The organism is Yersinia sp. 2545 StPb PI, assembly GCF_052217125.1.
GTDB lineage: Bacteria > Pseudomonadota > Gammaproteobacteria > Enterobacterales > Enterobacteriaceae > Yersinia > Yersinia enterocolitica_E.
The window spans coordinates 3,492,731-3,514,366 of the sequence record NZ_JAZGPY010000001.1; the positions used below are offsets into that span (position 1 = coordinate 3,492,731).

Consider the following 21,636-nt stretch of genomic DNA (forward strand, 5'->3'; position numbering starts at 1 on the left):
CACTGATATTTTTTAGTTTCCTTACAAAAAAAATAAATTAAACTCTTATTTTCTGCAAGAAGTATATATAGATATCCAGTGGTCAACTATTTTATCAATAGAATTTGTTTTTACGATACGCGCTCTAACTTTTTCGCCTAACGATATTTTATCGTCATCAGATAAATTTATCATTTTATATATAGCATTAGACAAAGCGTCAGGATCTTTAACTGGGACAACAGCGCCACATTCACCTAAAGCCTCCTTAATACCACCAGAGTCTGTAGCAACAATTAACTTCTTACATGCCATCGCTTCAGTAATAACCAGCGGAAACCCTTCCCATTCGGAAGACAACACGAAAATATCGGTAGCACACATTAGTTGCTGGATGTCATCCCTGCGTCCAAGAAAGGTAACGTACTGCTCAATAGCAAGTTCACTGGCCATGTTTTTAAGATAACTATCAAGATGACCCGTTCCCACAATGAATAGTCGTGGAATAATTTTATAGCTATAATTTTTGAGAAGTAAAGAGTATGCATTCAGTAAGTTTGGATAATCTTTTGCTTCCATTAACCTTCCAACACTCAATAGCATTGGTGTCTCATCTGATATAGCTAACTCAGCTCTTTTCGTCTGTCTATCACTTACCGAAAAATCAAATTGAGAGGTATCAATTCCATTTGTTACCACAATCATTCTATTGGCAGTAGAAGCCCGTTTGCTAACAAAAGAATCAACAGCATCCTGGCTAACATTAGTGGATAGCGAAGCGAGACGGTCAGTATATCTATACGCTAACATTCTCAGCGTACTACCTTCATTAGTATTATGCGCAGTACATATTAAAACTGGAATTTTGGTGAATAGTCGAAGTATCCGGGAGAATATGTTGGCATGAAACATATGACTATGAATGACATCAGGTTTAAATTTCTTTATTATTTGTCTAGCTTTGAAGAATCCATTACATAGATTAAAAATGCTCTTATCTAAATTTAACTCTCTCAGGTGGATACCCTGTTCAGGCCTTACTACCGTCTCACCTGTCAGCGATATGATCATGACATTATGTCCAGCCGAAAGCATCTTATTCGCGAGCAAGAGCGTCTGTTTTTCAGCCCCCCCCATACCTAACCCTGTAATAATGTATAATAAATTCACTGGTATCTTCTTATCCAATTGGAGTTAAATTCTAAACTCTATTTTCACTCATTAACATTTCGATCAGGTTTTTCCATTTATTTCCGATCGTAGACTCTATTCTATACTGCTCTGCATTCTCTAATGATTTAATTGACATGGTTTCTCTTAATTCTTCATTATTAATCAGTATAAGAAGTTGTTTTACGAATTTATCACTATCATCAAAGGGTATAATAAATCCATCCTCATAGTCAGTGATGAGTTCTGAAGGGCCAGTATCGCAATCATAAGCTATTATCGGTAGTCCACTTGCTTTAGCTTCAAGCAAAACCATAGGGAATCCTTCGAACCGAGAAGTCATTACATAGATATTAGACTGATTATATAACTCTCTCACATAAGGAGTAGTGGGTAGTAACTCTATATTCTTAAGATTTAATCTCTTTATTTTATCTAATAAAAATTGCTTATCCTCACCATCACCTGCGATTATAAGTTTCCAGTCACGATTTTCCTCTTGTACTTTAGCCCAAATATCGATTAAGAGATCAAAACCCTTCTGGTAAGTAAATCGTCCTAGAGCCAAAACATTTTTTGAGTTTTTTTTAATTAGTTTATCTTTTACATCAAAGGGTAATGGATTAGGTATCGATATTATTCTTTCTGGATATTTATTTTCTTCTAGCCAATACTGGCGATCTTTTTCTGTTAACGTGACTACTGCGTCAGCATATTTGGCTGCTACTTTCCTGGCTAGTTTTCGTGACTTTATATTTAGATCATTTTTATAATTAAAATGTTCCCACGAGATATGTTTTTTTTTGGTTCCTAATAAAGCTGTAGTACTAAATAATGCTAACATTGTATCAACATCAATCAAAACATCGATTGATTCATCTATTAAGATACGGCGTAATCTAAAAACGACAGACAAATAAGCAAGTGAGAAGCGTTTTTTTTTATCAAAAAGTGATACGATTTTTATTCTTTCATCTGCATGAAAAAAAGGCGAAGCATTACCACTTAAACTGATAATAATAACCCGATAGCCATCTTTAACCAGATAGTTAGCAAGAGCTAAACTGACTCTCTCAGTACCACCGGTGAGACTAATATCGCCACCAAAGAAAGCAATTACTTTCATGAAATCCCTTGTTGTGACTTAATTTTACGAATTATTACACCAGGCAGTGTAACAATTTTAAGTAAGAGTGAATTTTTTTCTTCAATTACATACTTCTCATCCATCATAGCGATAGCCTGATTAATACGTATGATAGTTTTTATAAAATCCAATGGCCTATATAACCATACAACCTTTGGAGTATTACCCAGTAATGCCTTACGCGAGATATAATGGCCTATTGCATGCTTTTTTATTGAGGACTGACTGAGCCGGTTCGTTTTCTCATCATCAAAAAAGATGCGAACTGGAATTGAACTATAAAAAAATGAATACTCTTTAGATATCGTACTATAAAACCAAATTTCAGGAATAAAATTAATTCCTGGCTTAACTGGATAATAATATTTTTGTAAGTACTCTGTTTTAAACAAATCAATTCTCTCACCACGGATACCTGAACGAAACTCATCTAACCATGAGCTTTTCTTATCTTCATTGGATAAGTAATAATTATTAGGTTTCATTGTTTCTGAGCTAACAGACAAAGCTCTTATACCAATAATGTCTTTATCATCCAGTACTTTTGTTATTGAAAGTAATTTGCTTATTGAACCACTAATAAGAGCATCATCGGAATCCAACCCGATAAAATACTCACCACTCGCATTCTCTACCGCCTTATTCCAAGCAGCTTGCTTCCCACTATTATCTTGATAGATATACCTTATTTTTATTCTATTTTCATTTTGAAAATTATTTACAACATCAATTGTGTTATCTATCGAACCATCATCAATTATTAACCACTCAATATCATTTCTATTTTGCTCTAATATGGAAAGATAGCAGCGCTTTAGCACTTTAGCTCTATTAAAAGTAGGAGTAAATATAGTAACAGTAACCATACTATTTTTTCACCTCATTTTTAACAGCCGAAACCAATCGATAAAACATTATATCGCTAAATATATAATATAAAATAGACTTTATGTTACCTGAAGAAATAATTGGCCTTAATGATATTATTTCGAAAGATTTCCTATAACTCCTCAGTGCTGTTTTTTTATCAATATGGTATATTCTGGCACATTTAGATATATGAGATACAAATACACTTGCGATAATCGCAGTCCAATATCTACTATGATATTTTATATACTGATCTTTAAATCTTAACAGCCCGACCTCGCTATCATCAAGATCTGAAACATTCAGGTTTTTAGTAATACTATCTGGATTTTGTCTATATTTAACAATGTAATCCTTACTTTCATAGATGGATTCACATTTACTAATTAAAATAGGAAAAATCAATTGATCTTCAAATCTACGTCCAACATCAAAAATTATATTGTCAAAGATATTTTTATTAAAAACACACCGCCAGAGATAAAACATTTCACTATTGGCTATACCAATCTTAACTGATTCTAGATTACTTTTAGTGAATTCATTCTTATTTATTAAATCGAATTTATTTTCTTTACCTTCAGTTAATTCAATGTAGTTAAATAATATACAATCAGGTGCATTTTTTATAATTATTTTTTTGATACTAGAATATATTTTATCGCACCAGATATCATCAGCATCGACAAAGACTATATAATCTCCTGTGGCGATCTCTACACCTTTATTTCGCACTACGGATACACCTGAATTATCTTGTGACAAATATTTAAAGTCATATATTTTACTATATTTACTGATTATATCAGCAGAGTTATCAGTTGAACCATCATTGATAATGATAACTTCAAGCATGTTATCCCATTGTGAAAATACAGAAATTAGGCATGACTCAAGATACTTACCAGCATTATAGACAGGTATAATCAACGAAAGTATTTTTTTATTATCCATGTTTGTTTCTCGAAAGTATTTCAAATAAGAGATTTTTTCTCTTAAGAATCATAATCAAACATATAAATGATAAAGCCTCAATAGTAATAATTGAAATAATACCGCCCCAAGCTCCATATTTAGAGGCAAGATATGCACAAAGAGGGATATGAATTACTGCCGAAATCATTGGTAAAATCGTATAAGATTTCTTATACCCATGAGGTAATAAAATGTAGTTAGCTAGTACAGTCGATTGTATAACCAGAATATAAACAGGAGAAAATAAAATTAAAAGTGTTGATACCTCCGAATATTCAGAGCCAAACATTATTTTAGTAATCAATTTAGAGAAAACTATGACACAGATTGTTATAGCAATGCACAAGCCACCCTGCCAATAGAAAATCTTTCTGATTAAAGAGTAGGCCTCTTCTTTTTTATTAACCAATAACGAATTTATTCTGGGGTAAAATGCATTTCCTAGAACTAAAAATACACCTAAAATAGCCCCTTTAACTCTATCAGCTGCCGTAAATATACTGACTTCATAAACATTACTGAATATACCAATTATAATTATTGTACTCATGGTATAAAGACTAATAGATAATGTTGCAAAAAATATCGGGAAAGAATCTTTTAATGTATGCGCTATCTTTAGACTAGAGAAGTTAACTACTCTTACAAGTTTTTTCCGATATATATATATTATTGCTATGATACCAGCCAATAAATTCATTGACGATTGAATTATTACTGCATATTTTATATCCGCATCACTGTGAACAAAAATAAAAAATAAAGGTAGCATTGATAGCTTTGCTACTATCATTAAATTTGTCACAACAGATAGTTTTTCTATGCCTTGGAAAAACCACGCAGGCATTAACGTGGTACCAATTAACATTAATACAGTATAAATCAACTCACTTTGGATAACAGCATGCGTACTTGTAATCGTAAGTAAAATAATTATAAGAATTGAAATGACGCATAATATTGATTTGGAATAAAGTGTTTCAAAAAAAACTTTAGATATATATTCTGGATTATCTTGATGTTCAGCAATTTTCTTCGAGGCCGATAAATTAAATCCAAAATCTATTAAAATAACAAAATACTGTGCTAAAGAAAGAGTAAGGCTATAGATACCGAAACCTTCCACGCCCAAAACTCGAGTTAAATATGGCAATGTAAGGAGTGGAATAATATAGTTACTGCCTTGTAATAGAAGTAAAGAAAATATATTTCTTCGTAAAACTGACATTTTCATTTCCAGTTATTGGATTAGACTATATTGTTCATGATTGCTAAAGATACTCAATTATTTTTATCTCTCATAATACAGAGTATATCTCTCAAAAATATATAAATTCAAATCGTGAAAAATAAAATCACGCTACCGCCCTTGGCTTAACAGCTACCAATGCACTACTCTAAAACTTCAGTCTTTTGCTCAACTTAAAAATCAAATAAAAACAAATAGTTAAGTCACATACTTACATACCTGTTGTTTATAAAAGCCTAATTCTCATACATCTAAACAGGCATTACAAGAGAAAGGAGTAGGTAAATATGTAATCACATATCATTAATATACCAATCGATACATAAAAATTACGAATTAAGAGATAGTTGAGCAATTTCTTGTTTTATCAACTGTTCTAAAAGGTCTATATGCCCCTCATCGTCGTTCAACGCAGGGATATATTCAAATTTCTCACCACCGGCGTGCATGAAAATCTCCCGGTTCTGCTCCTTGATCTCCTCCAGTGTTTCAAGACAATCAGCAGAGAAACCAGGGCAGATCAGCTGAATATGCTTAATACCTTGGGCGGGGAGACTTTTTAATGTCTCGTCGGTATAAGGCGTCAACCAAGGTTCACGACCAAAGCGAGACTGATATGTCATCATGATATTTTCGGCTGGCAACACCAATTTGCCACGTAACGCGCGGCTAGTATCTTCACAGCGTTGTGGATAATCATCCCCCAGTTGAGCATAGCGCTTAGGAATACCATGGAAGGAAAGTATTAGTCTGTCAGGTTTGCCATGCTGCGCAAAAGCACGTTCAACACTTTGCTGTAATGCCGAAATATAGGTGGGATGTTCGGCATAATCACGGATAAAAGAAACCGATGGTAACCGACGATATCCTTTCAGAATACGGGCAACAGCGTCCCACACAGCGGCACTGGTCGAACAGGAATATTGCGGATAAAGCGGCAAAACCACCAGCTTAGTCACACCTTGGGCTAATAACTTATCGATAGCATCTGGCAGATTTGGTGAGCCATAACTCATACCTAACTCAACCGGGATCTCTGGCATACGTGCCGCCAATGCTTTCTGTTGCCGCCGACTATAGACCAATAACGGTGACCCTTCGTCCATCCAGACTGATTGGTATAATTTAGCCACGCGAGGAGATCGAATAGGCAAAATGACACTGCGTAACAGAGGCCACCACAGCCACGGGGAAGTATCAACCACCCGGCGGTCACTCAGGAATTCAGTCAGATAGCGTTTTACTGCTTGCGGTGTTGGGGCGTCCGGTGTCCCCAAGTTGACCATTAATACGCCGAGCTTACTTTGCATGATGCAAAATCCTTGTGGGGGATATTACGCTTATTATTCGAGCTTACGAATAAGTCTTCAACGAGATCCGTAAAACGAGAAAGGCGACCTTAGGCCGCCTTAGCTATCTTACCATCCAGAATTAACCGAGAATAGTCGCCAGTTCTGCACTGACTTCTGCTACTTTACGGGTTCCGTCCAGCTTAAAATATTGCGTATTGCCTGCATCAGCTTCTTTACGATAGTAAGAAACGAGTGGTGCGGTTTGTTGATGATATTCGATCAGACGTTTGCGAACAGTGGCTTCCTGATCGTCTTTACGAATAGTAAGTTCATCACCTGTCACATCATCTTTATCTTCAACTTTAGGTGGGTTGAATTTAATGTGGTAAACACGGCCTGAAGCAGCATGTACTCGACGCCCGACGATGCGTTCAACAATCAACTCGTCTGGTACAGCAAACTCCAGCACATAATCAACCTTGATACCGGCTTCTTTCATGGCATCAGCCTGAGGAATAGTACGTGGGAACCCGTCTAACAGGAAACCATCACGGCAATCGTCCTGGGTGATACGCTCTTTAACCAATGCGATAACCAGCTCATCAGTAACCAGTTTGCCGGCATCCATTATTTCTTTCGCTTTCAGACCTAACTCAGAACCTGCTTTTACAGCGGCGCGCAACATATCACCAGTAGAGATTTGCGGAATACCGTATTTCTCCATGATGAATTGAGCCTGAGTACCCTTACCAGCGCCCGGAGCGCCCAGCAGAATGATACGCATTGCGTAAATCCCCTTGCTATGTAGTTTTTCTATGTGTTTTTACTTAGAGCCTATCCCATTAGGGCTATTTTATTTGCCATTTTGAACCAAGGCAGTGCTCAGGATCCTCACGTACGATGTGTACGCTCCGGCTCTTCCGCGCTGTCCATGTTAAAACTGGCTGCAACAATGACGCCAACGGGGATAAGCTCTTAAAAAAATCGAAATTGCGGAAAACAAGCAACCATACCATTTTCAGGGGGGTTGGCTCAAGGCGCGCGAGGCCGGTTAGCAGGAGAGAATCAATGACATCCAGGAGAAATAAAAAAACAACCCATTGAAAATAAATAAAAAAACGCCTCAGATAACACATCTATCTGAGGCGTTCTATTACTCAATTAAGCCGTTAATAACTGATTCATTCTGCGGATAAACTGGTTAGGATCATCTAATGTTCCCCGTTCAGCTAACAGCGATTGATCCAGTAATAACTCTACCCATTCAGCAAACTGAGCATCGTCAGTCACATCAGCAGCGCGTTTAACCAAGCTATGTTCAGGATTTAATTCAAAGATATACTTCACTTCTGGTGCCTGTTGGCCCGCAGCAGCAAACAATTTCGCCATCTGCGTACTCATTTCATCGGCATCAGTCGTCACTATCGCTGGCGTATCCGTCAAACGATGCGTCAGGCGGACATCTTTCACGCGTTCGCCCAGCAGGGTTTTAACCCGCTCAACGAATGGCTCCAGCGCTTTGTCGGCCTCTTGCTGATCTGGACGCTCTTCATCTGCCAGCTTATTCAGTGAGTCATCTGCTTTGCTGACTGACTGGAAAACTTTACCGTCAAACTCGGTCAGGTAGCTCATCATCCATTCATCGATGCGATCAGATAACAGCAATACTTCAATGCCTTTTTTGCGGAACAGTTCCAGATGAGGGCTGTTCTTCGCCGCAGCATAGCTGTCAGCAGTGATGTAATAAATCTTCTCCTGCCCTTCAGTCATACGGCTGACATAATCTTCCAAAGACACTGTCTGCGCTGAGCTGTCGGTATGGGTTGAAGCAAAGCGTAGTAACTTGGCAATAGTTTCTTTATTGCTACCGTCTTCCGCTGGGCCTTCCTTAAGCGCCATACCGAACTGCTGCCAGAACTGCTGATATTTCTCAGCATCATCTTTAGCCAGTTTTTCCAGCATTTGCAGCACACGTTTAGTCAGCGCACTACGTAGATTCTGAGTAATGCGGCTGTCTTGCAGAATCTCACGCGAGACGTTCAGCGGTAGATCATTAGAATCTATTAAACCACGAACAAAACGCAGGTAATTCGGCATGAACTGCTCAGCATCATCCATAATGAACACGCGCTGCACGTAAAGTTTCAAACCATGCTTATGGTCGCGATTCCACATATCCCACGGGGCCTGAGCTGGGATATACAGCAAGCTGGTATACTCCTGCTTACCTTCGACGCGGTTATGGCTCCAACTCATCGGGTCGGTGAAATCATGCGCGATATGTTTATAGAATGCTTTATATTCGTCGTCAGTAATCTCTGCTTTGCCGCGCGTCCATAATGCCTGAGCTTTATTGATTTTCTCCCAGGTGACCGTGCCGTCTTCTTCATTTTTGCTTTGAATTTCAACTGGCAAAGCAATATGGTCTGAATATTTACTGATGACTGAGCGCAAGCGCCAATCATCCAAATACTCGTCTTCACCTTCACGCAGATGCAGGGTTATCTCTGTACCACGCTCTTCTTTGGTGATATCCGCGATGGTGTAGTCACCCTCGCCTGCCGATTCCCAGAATACGCCAGCATCAGCAGGCGCACCGGCTGCACGGGTACGGACGGTGACTTTATCTGCCACAATAAATGCGGAGTAGAAACCGACACCAAACTGGCCGATTAATTGGCTATCTTTGGCTTGATCTGAACCAATAGACTCAAGGAATGCTTTGGTCCCTGACTTCGCGATGGTACCAAGATTATCAATAACTTCGTCACGGCTCATACCGATGCCGTTATCACTTAGAGTCAAAGTACGCTTTTCTTTATCAAAAGATAAACGCACTCTCAGCTCACCGTCGCCCTCAAATAATTCAGGATTAGACAGCGCGCGGAAACGCAGTTTGTCTGCCGCATCAGAGGCATTAGAGATCAACTCGCGCAAGAAAATTTCTTTATTGGAATAAAGCGAGTGAATCATCAAATGGAGGAGTTGTTTTACTTCAGACTGGAATCCACGGGTTTCTTGACCTTTCATACTCATTAATTACCTCAATCCAAATTACCGACAGGTACATAAAATCGAACAATGAGTATCAGATGGGGCCAATAGGTGAAAGTTTCAAGTATGAGGATAGAAAAAAATAGAGAATCGAGGGCGATTGACTTATTATCCCTAACGAATTTATTCGTAAGATAATCAATAACAAGACTGTCGCCCACAATAAATAATGGGATCAATACTTAATAGGATTACGCCCAGCCAGTGAGTGCGATAATGTCGTACCATCAACCATTTCCAGTTCGCCGCCTACTGGTACGCCATGAGCGATACGGCTGGCTAATACGCCATACTGACCACACATCTGGCCGATATAGTTGGCAGTGGCATCCCCTTCTACGGTCGGATTAGTTGCCAAAATGACTTCAGTGATAGTTTCAGTTTCAAGCCGTTTTTCCAGCAAATCCAAACCAATATCGCCAGGGCCAATGCCATCCATGGGAGATAAATGCCCCATCAACACAAAGTAACGCCCACCAAACTGGCCGGTTTGTTCAATAGCATGGATATCTGCCGGGCTTTCGACCACACAGAGTTGGCCATTCTGCTGCCGGCGTGGGTTGGAGCAGATAGTGCAACGGTCTTGCTCGGTAAATGTCCGGCAATCAGCACAGTGACCGATTTCGGACATCGCACGGGTCAATGACTGCGCCAGCCGCATTCCACCACTACGATCACGCTGTAGCAGTTGGAATGCCATACGTTGCGCTGATTTCGGGCCAACGCCCGGCAGGCAGCGCAACGCCTCCATTAATGACTCAAGGAGTGGACTGGTTTGCATCAGAACGGCATCTTAAAGCCTGGTGGTAATTGCATACCACTGGAGACCGAAGCCATTTTCTCTTTTTGCGTTTCATCGATACGACGCGCTGCATCGTTCAATGCCGCAGCAATCAAATCTTCCAGCATTTCTTTATCTTCTTCAACCAATAGGCTTGGGTCAATTTCAACCCGGCGGCAGTTATGCGCCCCATTGATGGTTACTTTTACCAAGCCCGCGCCAGATTCACCGGTAACTTCCAATTTGGCGACTTCTTCCTGCATCTGCTGCATTTTTTCCTGCATCTGCTGGGCTTGTTTCATTAAATTGCCAATACCGCCTTTACCAAACATAGTCATCTCTCATAGCAAGGGGCCGCGTCAGTACACCATGCACTTACCGCAGCGGTTAAACCGGCCGGATACTCTCTTCATCCAATTCTGCATCGAAGAAACGACGCAGTGTCTGAATATTATTATCCGCAATAATCGACTGGCGTGCTTGTGCCAGCTTTTCTTCATAAATGGCCTGCCGCCATTCCAGCGGAGTACGCTCCGCCGGGTTGTCATCTTCGATAACGCTAAGTGTGACAGCATTACCGTGTAATTCACTCAATGCATCAGCCAGCGCCTTTTGTGCCGTGGGCGAATTTAAATGCCGCTGGCTAGAACGCAGGTGAAGACAAATATTACCCGGTTCTATTTCTTCTTTAAATGCATTCAACGCAAGCTGCTGTACCAATTTCGGAACATGTAGCTTATCTATCTCTGCCGCCCAAGGATCCCGCACCATGGCGTCTTCAGCCAATTTGGCAGAAAGCTCCGGTGTTTTTTCATGCTCTAACGCAGAGCGCAACGCCTTAGGCGTGGTAACTGGCTCAGCTACGACCTCAGACTGATTTTGCGCGGTCCAGCGATAAGCTTCTTTCTTCGCCGGTTTCTTTTCTTCGGTTGATTTAGCGGCCAGACGCTGCTGGCTGCGCTCAGTCACCGAAGCTAGACGCTCCAGTGCCGAGGTTGCCGGCCGCGCTTTTCCTGGCGCTGCCGGCTCATTCTTTTTTGGTGTGGTTGTCCCGGATTGTCGCAACAACTGGGTCCGTGCCTGAAGGAGCTGCGCAGTAGAATCTGGGAGCTGAGTACTCACTTCAGCGGCAAGCCCTAGCGGTGGTGCATCTTGCGGTGGCCCTGAGTGAGTAGATGCGGGCTGTTGCGTATTTGGGGAGTGCTGCGGTGCATTGTTACCCCCAATCGCTGCTGGCGCACTGACAGATACACTCTGCGATTCGGCAATTATCGCTTTAGGATGAAAAGCTAACGCTCGCAATAAGGTCATTTCAACCCCCATGCGGCGATCCGGCGCATAAGCCAGCTCTTTGCGGCCCACTAACAGAATTTGATAATATAACTGAATATCAGCAGGTGGCAATGTGCGGGCCAGTTCGCGTAACCGAGGCTCAACCGTCGCATAGTGATTATCCAACATTGATGGCAGCAGTTGCACCATCGCAATGCGGTGCAGCAAACTTAGGGTTTCGACCAATAAGTTTTCCCAATCGACACCACGTGATGCCGCTTGTTCTACCTGAGCCATCACCCGCGCACCATCGGCACTGACCAGCGCCTCGATAATCGCCAAGGGTTGCTCGTCATCCAGCGTTCCCAGCATTTGACTGACTGTAGCTGTCGTCACATGCCCATCGCCCATCGCAACGGCCTGATCTGTCAGACTAAGCGCATCTCGCATACTGCCATCGGCCGCCCGTGCCAATAATTGTAATGCACGCGCATCACTACTGATTTGCTCTGCCAGTAATATTTTTTCAAGCTGCCCACGGATAACCTCAACATCAATCACTTTGAGATGGAATTGCAAACAGCGGGAAAGGATGGTCACCGGCAGTTTCTGAGGGTCCGTAGTCGCCAGCAAGAATTTCACATGGGCTGGCGGCTCTTCAAGTGTTTTTAGTAGTGCATTGAAACTGTGGCGCGACAGCATATGCACTTCATCAATTAAGTACACTTTGAAGCGGCCACGGGCTGGAGCATATTGAACGTTATCCAGCAGTTCTCGGGTATCTTCTACCTTCGTGCGCGAGGCGGCATCTATCTCGATCAGGTCAACAAAACGGCCTTGCTCGATCTCCAGGCAGTTAGCACAGGTACCGCAAGGCGTCGCTGTAATGCCGGTTTCGCAGTTAAGACCTTTGGCTAATAGCCGTGCAATCGACGTCTTGCCAACGCCACGGGTGCCGGAGAATAGATAGGCGTGATGAATTCGCCCTAATGAAAGGCCATTAGCCAGCGCCGTCAGGACATGCTCCTGACCAACGACGTCTGCGAACGTTTGGGGGCGCCACTTACGGGCAAGGACCTGATAGCTCATTAATACTTCATCATTGATTTATAAAGAATAATTTAATCACCAGTAAAAAAACCACTATTTAACCTACATATATTAAGTGGTTTGTTTTTGAACACATTAACCCGAATAGCTACAGGTTGAATCTTAGTGTACCAGTACGCCCATCGTCATTCCCACAAATTTACTTTGTGGAAGTAGAGTTGTCGATTCTTTGTACCCTGCGATGCCGTAATAAACCCGTTCTTATTTCCTTTCGGACTCTCCCCCATGTTGAAAGAATCGATATTGCCAGCAATGAATTTTACAACGGTGGCCTGTTCATTTTTATTCCACAATCTGGATGTTATGCTGGCAATCTATTCCGAAATACCGGCCTTAGTACGATCGGAAATTTGCTCTGACAGGTAACGGAGATTAGCAGAGTGTAAGGTGCTTCCCTGACTGCTGGATTTTGCATGGTATTCAATCGGTGCCGATGCCTAGGCTATCAAGAAGTTATAGTTAATAATCAGCGGCACCCAGTTTGGGTCAATTAACAATGGACGGATTTATGACAAGTAAAAAAAGAGGGATGGGCTATATTGCTATCGTCGTTGATGATTACGATAAAGCGATTGAATTTTATACCGAAAAGTTAGGTTTTTTTCTGCGAGAAGATGAGGCACAACCAGGGAAACGTTGGGTGTCGGTTTCGCCGACAGAAGACAGTGAGTGTCGTTTATTGCTAGCTCGGGCATCCAATGACCATCAAACTGCGTTTATTGGTAATCAATGTGGTGGTCGAGTATTCCTTTTTCTTGAGACAGATAACTTCTGGCGTGATTATGAGTTGATGAAATCAAAAGGAGTGACATTCTGCGAAGAACCTCGCAAAGAGGAATATGGCATGGTGGTTGTATTCGAAGATATTTACGGTAATCGCTGGGATCTTTACCAAAAATAGTGAGTATAATTAGTGCGTTAGGAAAATAATAATGATAAGAATCATCTCGGTGAGAAGTCACCCTGAGTATAAAGATCAATCTATCCGCTATTTTCAGAATAAGTGGGCCACGGAAGAGACTAAAATGCTTTATCAGGATTGCATCAGTCTTTGTATTGCAGCTAAAAATCCTTTACCTCAATGGTATTTGATGGAAATGAATAATGAAATTATTGGTTGCGCTGGATTAATCACCAATGATTTTATTAGCCGTATGGATCTGTACCCTTGGTTATGTGCGCTTTATATTGAAGAGCAACACCGAGGGTATGCTTATGGTGAATTACTGATCAAGCATATTGCTAAAGAAACCAAACAATTAGGTTTTGATACACTACATTTATGTACTGACCATATCGGGTTCTACGAAAAGTATGGTTTTACTTTTACTGGATTGGGTTATCACCCATGGGGCGAGTCTTCACGTATTTATTCGCTGCCACTCTAATAAGTGAATGGCAGTTTGCATTGATAATATTTTCCCAACATTCATCGAATAATCTGACAGTCACCGTTGATGACCACCAGATTATTATGCCTACCACCTTTCAGTCCAGAGTGCTGTTGGCAGCTTTCATTCACCCAAATAAGCTACCTGGGTAAGTTTATCGGGATGTATTCACTTGCAGCCTACCTGCAACTCCACATTCTTTGGGGATAAAATCAATGCCCGCTGAACGAGACCAAACTATAGCAAGTGATCCCTTGCTGAGTCAGGCGCGCTTCGCCACCCAATTCAGGCAAATCAATCACAAATGCAGCGTCAGTCACGACGCCACCCAGCCGACGGATGAGCTTAACCGTTGCCTCGATTGTGCCGCCGGTAGCCAGCAAATCGTCAATCACTAAGACATTATCGCCCGGTTTAATGCTATCGGTGTGGATCTCAAGTTTGTCCGTGCCATACTCCAACTCATAGCTTTCGCTGATAGTTTCCCGCGGCAATTTACCGGGTTTACGCACCGGAACAAAACCGACACCCAGCGACAGGGCGACCGGAGCACCAAACAGAAAGCCGCGAGCTTCAGTACCCACTACTTTAGTCACGCCTTTACCCAGATAGCGCTCTACCAGCAATTCGATGCTAGCGGCATAGGCTAATGGATCTTCTAGCAAGCTGGTCACATCACGAAACAGTATTCCCGCTTTTGGATAATCGGGGATGGTTTTGATACTGTCTTTAATATATTGAAGCTGTTGTGCTGTATTAGGTGCAGTAGCGGTCATAATTTGTGCCTGATAAAACTGCTGTACATACTTAAGCGCGGCCAGTCGATGTTAAATGGCATCGGCTGAGTAACTTAGTCTCACTATCGATAATACTCCGATAGTTAAAGTCACTGCATCCTTAACATTAAGGATGCAACGAGGGATTACCCCGCGCACGAAAACGCTCAAATCTATGCAAACTGGCACTAAAATGCAACTAGTGTGAATTGCTCAGCGCCGTTTTTGTTGCGATAGGTCAATAACTGGCATTCGCCACATAAAGGTCAACAGTAGGATTAACATAATAAGTAATATGCCTCTCACCCACCAGATTTTCACCAACCAAAGTGAAACAGCAAATGTAAGTATGGTAACCAGTATTGCCTTCCATTTAGTGCCCACAGGCAATGCTCGATGTTGTTGCCAGGTACGTATATAGCTACCAAACCATGAACGGTAGAGCAACCAGTGATGAAATCGCGGGGAGGATCGTGCAAAACACCAAGCGGCCAACAGCAAAAACGGTGTGGTGGGTAACAGAGGAAGCACGACACCTAACGTTGCCAATATCACCGCCAGCCAACCCAAGGTTATCAAAAACCAACGAGACATAAGCTCCCTTTATCATCACTTTAATGAAGCGTTATCATTAACCCATGCGTTGAACATCATCAATAGATATTCTTGCCATTATTTGCACAAGACATCGGTATCTATTTTATTTACCCTCCTCCAAGCTTGTATCTGCCGCCATTCGAAGGCAAGCTGGCGGGAAATGCCAAGGAGAAGCGCCATGAGTACGGAAAAATTATTGCAGGTGCTTGAAAGCCAAATTGAAGCGCTGTCAGCGCAAGTTGGCCCTCAGGCAAACACCCCCTCTCAGCAAGCCCGTTTTGATCTAAACCTGTTTGGTAATCATGGCAACCGTTTCCGCGATTATCTTCAGGAAATACGTAAAAATATGGCCCAACTAAAGCAGGTGGTTGCTGATAATCGCACACAACAGGTTGCTTTTCTCGCTGAAAAACTGGTTGCCCAGATTTCTGCATTGCAAAGAGAATTGGCTACACAAAAATTAAGAAAATCCAATCCTGAACCTCGGGATAATAAATTGGACCCTTACCATAAGCTGGCTGAACATCAAGATTATGAACGGCGAATATTGGCCATGATTCAGGATAGAGAGAGCCAACTTGGTAAGCAAAGTTTGTTATCTGAGCAGCAGAAAATACAGAAAGAGCTAGCGGCACTCGAGGGGCGCCTAATGCGCTGCCGGCAGGCGTTGATAAGAATAGAACGCAGTATTGAGAAAAAAGAGAACGGTTTTTGAATATTTGTCACATTTTTTGAATCATTGAGATTCCGACAGCAAATAGTTCTCTATAATGTTTATGCCCGCCCTCTTTCAAATGCAGATGTTGACGGCTTGCGTTCACCCGAATTACTGACTGGTGTCAGTTAATCGGGATTACCTCGCTTACCGCTTTCCAGCATGTTGAAATCTAGTGGGTATATAGGTTGAATCAGGTCAGGTGGAACCCTGGTACGATATTCACACCCGACTTCCCGATTAACTGCAAATCAAATGTTGGTCAGATTATGTCAGTTGAAAAAGCTCCACCAGAACTGCAACTGGCAGTAGATCTTATCTATCTGCTGGAATGCAATGAGATAGCGCCCGAGACAGCACTGGCGGCGTTAGCGATCGTGCAACTTGATTATCAGCGTAAGCTCCGCCGTCAAAACTCAGATTGAAGATATCACTTCTGCTATTTAGCCAAGGCGATACACTAACGTGTCGCCTTAGTGATGCAGGTATATGACCCGACCTGTAGAGACTCCATCAGTAATGGCGCGCTACTGCCTATACAGCCTAATGCCTTAAGCAAGCGGCTTATTGATATCCGGTAAGTCAGGCTTAGTATCTCCCAATTCCGATTGCTCAGCCGGTAAACCTTGTTTATCAAGCGGGCGACTGACTTCCTGAACCTCGGTACCATCTGGTTTGTGCAGATACACTTCCAACTGGTTAAAGGCGATATTAATGTCATTATCACGACATAACTTATCAATAGCCCTGTTCAATTCATCCACCGTATAGCTGCGATCTCTCAATTCACGAACATACAGGCGTAACTCATGATCAAGAGTGCTGGAACCGAAGTTTAGGAAGAAGACTTGTGGTTCAGGATCAACCATAACTCGTGGATTCTCATGGGCGGCTTGTAACAGTACATCTTTTACTTTCGCCAGATCAGAACCATAGGCGACACCCACTTTAATGATGATGCGCGTAATGGTATCTGACAGTGACCAGTTGATCAGGCGCTCGGTAACAAATGCTTTGTTCGGAATAATGACTTCTTTACGGTCAAAATCGGTAATTGTCGTCGCACGGATGCGTATCTTGCTGACATTCCCCGAAAAAGTACCAATGGTAATGGTATCGCCGATACGAACGGGCCGCTCAAACAGAATAATCAAACCGGATACAAAGTTGGCAAAGATTTCCTGCAAGCCAAACCCCAAACCAACAGACAGTGCCGCCACTAACCATTGCAATTTATCCCACGAAACACCGAGCGAACTTAACGCGGTTATCCCACCGACCGCCGTGATGAGATAAGTCAGAATGGTGGTGATGGCATAAGAAGTGCCTTGGCGCAGTTGCAGGCGCGACAATACCACAACCTCAAGTAAGCCCGGCAAGTTACGAGTCAGAACATAGGCAACCACCAATGCCATCAAAGCCACCAGCATATTCCCCAAGGTCACAGCCTGCGCGACGCTAGCACCAGCGACTGTTGAGGTGTAATGCCACAAAGAGATACTATCCAGATAGGAAATAACCGTTATCAGGTCCGCCCAAATCCAATAGAAACAAGTGGCAAAAATCAGGAAGAGCGCCATCGTTGTCAGGCGTAATGACTGTTGGTTAATTTGGTCCAAGGCTAATGGCGGCTCTTCAACCGGCTCACCACCTTCAGCCCCCTCTTTCACCAAACTTTGCCGCCGGGCAATTGCCCTACGATAGGCCAAACGCCGCGCGGCAACCCCTAAACCTCGAATTGCCGTCAGGTAAACGATATTCCACAGGAACAATAAGTACAGACTATCAATCCAGCGACCAGCCAGTTGTAGTGTCGTATAAAAATATCCTGCCATCATTAAGCCAATCAATATGATGGGGGTTACAGCAACCGCAGTCACAATCACCAACCGCACCGCATGGGAATCTTTTTCACGCCAACTATCGCGGCAGAATGGATAGACAAACAGGGCCAGCAGTGCCAATGCAATAACAATAACAATTTGCCCGATGACATCATCGACCAATCGAAGTGGACTTTTCTCTCCCAATTCCGACCAGAATATCACCGGCAACAATGCCCCCCCTAATCGCACCATTTGGCGGCGATAATGCGCGCATCGGTCAGCCGCAATCATAAAGTGTCGCTCGGTAATTCCCCCTGGCGAGAGCATACGATAGGTCAGATCAAATATTAGCCAGAACAGCGCCAAACGTTGGAATAAGCTCCAGAGGAAGTCACTAAGATTAAAGTCTGAACGCAGACACCAATAGCCAAAACCTAGGATAATTAAGGCCCCAGGCAAGACTTTCAGTAAAGTGAGCATAATGGCATTTGGCGTATGCATTTGGCTGTCGTGCTTGAGTTGCCCGACGTCAGCCGCCAGTCTATCCAAATGTTTATTAATGATGTTATAGCGTGATCGGATCACCCCCACCACAATCAACATGGGTAGCAAGAACACCACTGATTTGATCAACCCCGCTAACACATCACCCGGTGACAGGGTAAAGTGAAAATTGCTCAGTTCAGATTTAAGTGCGCCCGGTAAGGCTTTTAGCCAAGACCAGTCCATCGGTTTATTGCTACTGACCCAAAAAATCTGCTGTGTCAGAGTATGTTGCAGTGATTCATTGACGCTGAGCAACTGCTGTTGGTTAATTTGCAGATTGATAGCCAATGTCAGTTGGTTACCCAACTGTTTATTCAACTGATCCAGTAGCTCACGGCGGATATCAACAATTTGCCCCAGCGCGTCTTCTACATCAGGACTGATCTTCTCTTTACTGTCATTCATCAGGGTTTGGATATAGTCATCCCCCTGGAATAGCTGGTCACGTTGCTGATTTATTTCAAATTGCTCCAAGCGCAAGTCAGCAATACGTGGACCCATATTGGTTATCAAACCAGCAGCCGGTAAATTGAGCTGCTGTTGATACAAGATACGCGAAAGCAACAAGCTACCGCGTAATACGGTAATTTGTTCTTTTAAGTTACGTTCCGATTGCAGCGCGCGGTCCAGCCAGTTTTTAACTCTAATATTCTGTTGTACCAGGGTGTTGCCTTCTTTCGTGGCATTAATCAGGCGCTGACTTAATTCTTTGTTAATCGTCAGTTCTCGGCTAACTAACGGATCATTTTGAATATCAGTTGCATCATTAGGTGCTTGCGCTTCTTTGGCTGTTTTTTCTGATAGGATTAATCGTTTGCCGCTGACCACCTCTTGCAGTAGCTGTACGTAGCGCTCCAGTTGGTTTATGTGAGCAGTAGTGTAATCCCGTTGTTTTTGCAGTAAATCCTGTAAGGTGGTGTTAGCTTCCAGATTTTTACGTTGCAAATCCAGCTGCGCATTTAACATCACCTGCTCAGTCAATAACTCTTGCTGCTGGGTTGGACGCAGAACCTCTTGATTTGGCGCTAATCCATTGAGTTGATTGCGAATCTGCATTAAACGCATTGATGCGTTATACATCGCACTCTGCACCCGTTCGGGCTGAGTTTGCAGGGCAATTAACTGGCTATTATAAGCGGAGAGGTCTTCCTGAGCTGATTGTAAATCATCCAGCGTTTCATTTAGACGTGATTCCAATTGGCGCAGCGAATAATTCGCCAATGACTCCCGAGTCAGCGTGTCAGCGGTACTATTCTTAAGCGCATCCAGCCCCTCTGTCGCCTGCCGTAATTTTGCGGGAGCTTGTGCCAGTTGTTGTTTAAGTTGACTGGCCTCTTGCTTGGTACGCTCAATGGTATCAAGGTATTCCAACGTTTTAGTTAGATCCTGCTGTGATAGCTTTTCCGCTGGCGACAATATTTTTTGTTTTGATAGTGTATCCAGTTGGCTTAATACCTCAGTGCGGGTCGGCACATCAATATTGATTCCAGATGCAAAAGTCGATGGCAAAGATATAAAGGCAATTATAAGCAGGGTAAGCATTGTCTGAAGGCGTAATAAAAATGCCCCCACTGACGTCATGACTGGCATGGATAAGGGTAAAGAATATTGATTATGGGATCTGCTGCTCATATTTGAACTTCATTTCAACAGAGAGGCTGAAATCCTATCACGTTCAGTCTCGAGTAATAATAAGAAAAATCTTTCAGAACGTGAATAGCTGTAATAATGCGGGCTGTTACGCAGTTGTTGTTGAATAGGATGTAACAACCAGCAATATCGGTTGATTCGGGGAAGAGCAGTAATCCCATTATTACTTAGAATGTGAGAACTTTATCAGCGGCTAACGTCCATTGAGCCAACTCAACCAAAGTACCGATTTCTGCACCATCAACCAGCGTTAACCCAGTCACACCACGGGCATCGGCGCAAGTTTTGCATAATTTAACCGGAACATTCTGTGCTGTAAGAATCTCTAGCATCTGCTGTAAATTGTAACCTTCACGTGGTTGTTGCCCGTTAAGGCCAGCAATGACGGCATCAGACATTAAAAAAAGGCGTAAATCGAGATCGGCTTGTTGTTCTTTTAACGCAATAGATAAACGCAGAGCATTAAATAATGACTCATGGCCATAGGCAGCCCCATTCGCAATCACAACCAGTGAACTACTCATATAAACCTCCAGTTAATCCGATGCTTTGCTATTTAGCCCTTTTCGCAACGAAAGACTATGGCCTAGCATCTCCAGATAGGCATCAATTAATACCGGTGCCTCTTGTTTTATATCAAAACTTTCTGGCATAAAGAGCCAGTTTTCCATCAAACCTGTAATATAAGCTTTCATGATAATCGCAGCTCGACGAGTATCAAGGTTGACGGGCAATTGATTTGCATCAATACAGTCTTGCAAAACCGATTCAATTCGCTCATAACTAGCTAAATCAAGAACTTTACGCGCGTCATGGACTGAGGTCATCTCACCGATAAACTCACATTTATGGAATACAATCTCCATTAGTGCACGGCGTCGGCAATCCTCACGCGTAGAAACAAGAACATAGATGAGTATTTCACGCAGGATGCGGAGTGGATTATCGGGATATTTTGCCTGATACTCTAATTCGAGCTGATCAATTTTAGACTCTGATAACTCCCAAACTTCGTTAAACAGGTCTACCTTATTCTTGAAGTGCCAATAAATTGCGCCTCGGGTTACGCCTGCGGCGGCGGCAATATCAGTAAGTGAAGTGCCGGAAACGCCATGCGCAGAAAACTCCCGCACTGCGGCATCAAGAATTTGTTGCCGGGTCTCTTCGGCTTGCTGTTTGGTTTTTCGTGCCATAGCGTTGTTTTTTCGAGGGGGTGCGATTTACATACATTCACGA

20 protein-coding genes and 1 other annotated feature are annotated in these 21,636 nt (G+C 42.6%); of the genes, 4 read left to right on the forward strand and 16 right to left on the reverse strand.

Going from position 1 to position 21,636, the window contains the following annotated elements:
* Nucleotides 1-45 precede the first annotated feature (45 nt).
* The 11 genes from V1955_RS16310 to dnaX all read right to left on the reverse strand — a co-directional run bounded on the left by V1955_RS16310 (nucleotide 46) and on the right by dnaX (nucleotide 12,878).
* Nucleotides 46-1,149, reverse strand: coding sequence for a glycosyltransferase (locus tag V1955_RS16310; protein ID WP_442821164.1), 1,104 nt, complete (start codon nucleotides 1,147-1,149; stop codon nucleotides 46-48).
* A 31-nt stretch (nucleotides 1,150-1,180) separates the two neighbouring features.
* The gene (locus V1955_RS16315; protein ID WP_372568777.1) at nucleotides 1,181-2,275 is read right to left on the reverse strand and encodes a glycosyltransferase family 4 protein; all 1,095 of its coding nucleotides are present in this window, start codon (nucleotides 2,273-2,275) and stop codon (nucleotides 1,181-1,183) included.
* Nucleotides 2,272-3,162, reverse strand: a complete 891-nt coding sequence (locus V1955_RS16320) for a glycosyltransferase family A protein (protein ID WP_083159949.1) — start codon at nucleotides 3,160-3,162, stop codon at nucleotides 2,272-2,274. Before V1955_RS16320 ends, V1955_RS16315 begins: the two co-directional genes overlap by 4 nt.
* A 1-nt stretch (nucleotide 3,163) precedes the next feature.
* Nucleotides 3,164-4,120, reverse strand: coding sequence for a glycosyltransferase (locus tag V1955_RS16325; protein ID WP_372568776.1), 957 nt, complete (start codon nucleotides 4,118-4,120; stop codon nucleotides 3,164-3,166).
* A complete protein-coding gene (locus V1955_RS16330; protein WP_442821165.1) occupies nucleotides 4,113-5,369 on the reverse strand; it encodes a flippase in 1,257 nt (418 codons plus the stop codon). Before V1955_RS16330 ends, V1955_RS16325 begins: the two co-directional genes overlap by 8 nt.
* Nucleotides 5,370-5,719: 350 nt before the next feature.
* Complete coding sequence (gene hemH, locus V1955_RS16335) at nucleotides 5,720-6,703, reverse strand: ferrochelatase (RefSeq protein WP_442821454.1); 984 nt, start codon at nucleotides 6,701-6,703, stop codon at nucleotides 5,720-5,722.
* A 118-nt stretch (nucleotides 6,704-6,821) separates the two neighbouring features.
* Nucleotides 6,822-7,466 (reverse strand): adenylate kinase, encoded by a 645-nt coding sequence (adk, locus tag V1955_RS16340; protein ID WP_083159957.1) that lies wholly within the window; start codon nucleotides 7,464-7,466, stop codon nucleotides 6,822-6,824.
* Nucleotides 7,467-7,843: 377 nt separating this feature from the next.
* Nucleotides 7,844-9,712: a molecular chaperone HtpG gene (gene htpG / locus V1955_RS16345; protein ID WP_372559842.1), complete on the reverse strand. Its 1,869-nt coding sequence runs from the start codon at nucleotides 9,710-9,712 to the stop codon at nucleotides 7,844-7,846.
* Between the two features lie 199 nt (nucleotides 9,713-9,911).
* The gene (gene recR / locus V1955_RS16350; RefSeq protein WP_083159961.1) at nucleotides 9,912-10,517 is read right to left on the reverse strand and encodes a recombination mediator RecR; all 606 of its coding nucleotides are present in this window, start codon (nucleotides 10,515-10,517) and stop codon (nucleotides 9,912-9,914) included.
* The gene (locus V1955_RS16355; RefSeq protein ID WP_019081276.1) at nucleotides 10,517-10,849 is read right to left on the reverse strand and encodes a YbaB/EbfC family nucleoid-associated protein; all 333 of its coding nucleotides are present in this window, start codon (nucleotides 10,847-10,849) and stop codon (nucleotides 10,517-10,519) included. The genes recR and V1955_RS16355 overlap by 1 nt, the downstream gene beginning before the upstream one ends.
* Nucleotides 10,850-10,904: 55 nt before the next feature.
* Complete coding sequence (dnaX, locus tag V1955_RS16360; RefSeq protein WP_442821166.1) at nucleotides 10,905-12,878, reverse strand: DNA polymerase III subunit gamma/tau; 1,974 nt, start codon at nucleotides 12,876-12,878, stop codon at nucleotides 10,905-10,907.
* Nucleotides 11,511-11,574, reverse strand: a sequence feature (DnaX frameshifting element). Its footprint overlaps the gene before it by 64 nt.
* Before the next feature lie 529 nt (nucleotides 12,879-13,407).
* Between dnaX and V1955_RS16365 the strand changes: the two genes are divergently transcribed.
* Nucleotides 13,408-13,800, forward strand: a complete 393-nt coding sequence (locus V1955_RS16365; protein ID WP_372558216.1) for a VOC family protein — start codon at nucleotides 13,408-13,410, stop codon at nucleotides 13,798-13,800.
* 31 nt (nucleotides 13,801-13,831) lie between these two features.
* Nucleotides 13,832-14,287 carry a GNAT family N-acetyltransferase gene (locus V1955_RS16370; RefSeq protein ID WP_372568774.1) on the forward strand — a complete coding sequence of 152 codons (456 nt, stop codon included), beginning with the start codon at nucleotides 13,832-13,834 and terminating at the stop codon, nucleotides 14,285-14,287.
* A gap of 215 nt (nucleotides 14,288-14,502) precedes the next feature.
* Here the strand turns inward: V1955_RS16370 and apt are convergent, their stop codons facing one another.
* Both apt and V1955_RS16380 read right to left on the reverse strand, forming a co-directional pair.
* Nucleotides 14,503-15,066 carry an adenine phosphoribosyltransferase gene (gene apt, locus V1955_RS16375; RefSeq protein WP_083159969.1) on the reverse strand — a complete coding sequence of 188 codons (564 nt, stop codon included), beginning with the start codon at nucleotides 15,064-15,066 and terminating at the stop codon, nucleotides 14,503-14,505.
* A 213-nt stretch (nucleotides 15,067-15,279) separates the two neighbouring features.
* On the reverse strand, nucleotides 15,280-15,660 hold the full coding sequence (locus V1955_RS16380; RefSeq protein ID WP_083159971.1) for a DUF454 family protein: 381 nt from the start codon (nucleotides 15,658-15,660) through the stop codon (nucleotides 15,280-15,282).
* 181 nt (nucleotides 15,661-15,841) lie between these two features.
* On the opposite strand from V1955_RS16380, the gene priC reads away from it, so the two are divergent.
* On the forward strand, nucleotides 15,842-16,378 hold the full coding sequence (priC, locus tag V1955_RS16385; protein ID WP_420073245.1) for a primosomal replication protein PriC: 537 nt from the start codon (nucleotides 15,842-15,844) through the stop codon (nucleotides 16,376-16,378).
* Nucleotides 16,379-16,647: 269 nt separating this feature from the next.
* Nucleotides 16,648-16,803 (forward strand): pleiotropic regulatory protein RsmS, encoded by a 156-nt coding sequence (rsmS, locus tag V1955_RS16390; protein WP_050086075.1) that lies wholly within the window; start codon nucleotides 16,648-16,650, stop codon nucleotides 16,801-16,803.
* Between the two features lie 126 nt (nucleotides 16,804-16,929).
* Here rsmS and mscK read toward each other — a convergent pair whose 3' ends face one another.
* The 3 genes from mscK to acrR form a co-directional block, all read right to left on the reverse strand.
* Nucleotides 16,930-20,382, reverse strand: coding sequence for a mechanosensitive channel MscK (mscK, locus tag V1955_RS16395; RefSeq protein ID WP_193784714.1), 3,453 nt, complete (start codon nucleotides 20,380-20,382; stop codon nucleotides 16,930-16,932).
* Nucleotides 20,383-20,567: 185 nt separating this feature from the next.
* Entirely contained in the window at nucleotides 20,568-20,924 is a 357-nt protein-coding gene (locus V1955_RS16400; protein ID WP_083159977.1) for a DsrE/DsrF/TusD sulfur relay family protein, read from the reverse strand.
* Between the two features lie 12 nt (nucleotides 20,925-20,936).
* Entirely contained in the window at nucleotides 20,937-21,593 is a 657-nt protein-coding gene (acrR, locus tag V1955_RS16405) for a multidrug efflux transporter transcriptional repressor AcrR (protein ID WP_083159979.1), read from the reverse strand.
* Nucleotides 21,594-21,636 lie beyond the last annotated feature (43 nt).

What these genes read in the sequence shown, in the direction of transcription:
- htpG (WP_372559842.1), bottom strand. Translation starts at nt 9,712, where the DNA reads ATGAAAGGTCAAGAAACCCGTGGATTCCAGTCTGAAGTAAAACAACTC.
- V1955_RS16325 (WP_372568776.1), bottom strand. Translation starts at nt 4,120, where the DNA reads ATGGATAATAAAAAAATACTTTCGTTGATTATACCTGTCTATAATGCT.
- V1955_RS16400 (WP_083159977.1), bottom strand. Translation starts at nt 20,924, where the DNA reads ATGAGTAGTTCACTGGTTGTGATTGCGAATGGGGCTGCCTATGGCCAT.
- V1955_RS16315 (WP_372568777.1), bottom strand. Translation starts at nt 2,275, where the DNA reads ATGAAAGTAATTGCTTTCTTTGGTGGCGATATTAGTCTCACCGGTGGT.
- priC (WP_420073245.1), top strand. Translation starts at nt 15,842, where the DNA reads ATGAGTACGGAAAAATTATTGCAGGTGCTTGAAAGCCAAATTGAAGCG.
- recR (WP_083159961.1), bottom strand. Translation starts at nt 10,517, where the DNA reads ATGCAAACCAGTCCACTCCTTGAGTCATTAATGGAGGCGTTGCGCTGC.
- V1955_RS16330 (WP_442821165.1), bottom strand. Translation starts at nt 5,369, where the DNA reads ATGTCAGTTTTACGAAGAAATATATTTTCTTTACTTCTATTACAAGGC.
- V1955_RS16370 (WP_372568774.1), top strand. Translation starts at nt 13,832, where the DNA reads ATGATAAGAATCATCTCGGTGAGAAGTCACCCTGAGTATAAAGATCAA.
- V1955_RS16355 (WP_019081276.1), bottom strand. Translation starts at nt 10,849, where the DNA reads ATGTTTGGTAAAGGCGGTATTGGCAATTTAATGAAACAAGCCCAGCAG.
- apt (WP_083159969.1), bottom strand. Translation starts at nt 15,066, where the DNA reads ATGACCGCTACTGCACCTAATACAGCACAACAGCTTCAATATATTAAA.
- adk (WP_083159957.1), bottom strand. Translation starts at nt 7,466, where the DNA reads ATGCGTATCATTCTGCTGGGCGCTCCGGGCGCTGGTAAGGGTACTCAG.
- V1955_RS16380 (WP_083159971.1), bottom strand. Translation starts at nt 15,660, where the DNA reads ATGTCTCGTTGGTTTTTGATAACCTTGGGTTGGCTGGCGGTGATATTG.
- acrR (WP_083159979.1), bottom strand. Translation starts at nt 21,593, where the DNA reads ATGGCACGAAAAACCAAACAGCAAGCCGAAGAGACCCGGCAACAAATT.
- mscK (WP_193784714.1), bottom strand. Translation starts at nt 20,382, where the DNA reads ATGAGCAGCAGATCCCATAATCAATATTCTTTACCCTTATCCATGCCA.
- V1955_RS16320 (WP_083159949.1), bottom strand. Translation starts at nt 3,162, where the DNA reads ATGGTTACTGTTACTATATTTACTCCTACTTTTAATAGAGCTAAAGTG.
- dnaX (WP_442821166.1), bottom strand. Translation starts at nt 12,878, where the DNA reads ATGAGCTATCAGGTCCTTGCCCGTAAGTGGCGCCCCCAAACGTTCGCA.
- V1955_RS16365 (WP_372558216.1), top strand. Translation starts at nt 13,408, where the DNA reads ATGACAAGTAAAAAAAGAGGGATGGGCTATATTGCTATCGTCGTTGAT.
- rsmS (WP_050086075.1), top strand. Translation starts at nt 16,648, where the DNA reads ATGTCAGTTGAAAAAGCTCCACCAGAACTGCAACTGGCAGTAGATCTT.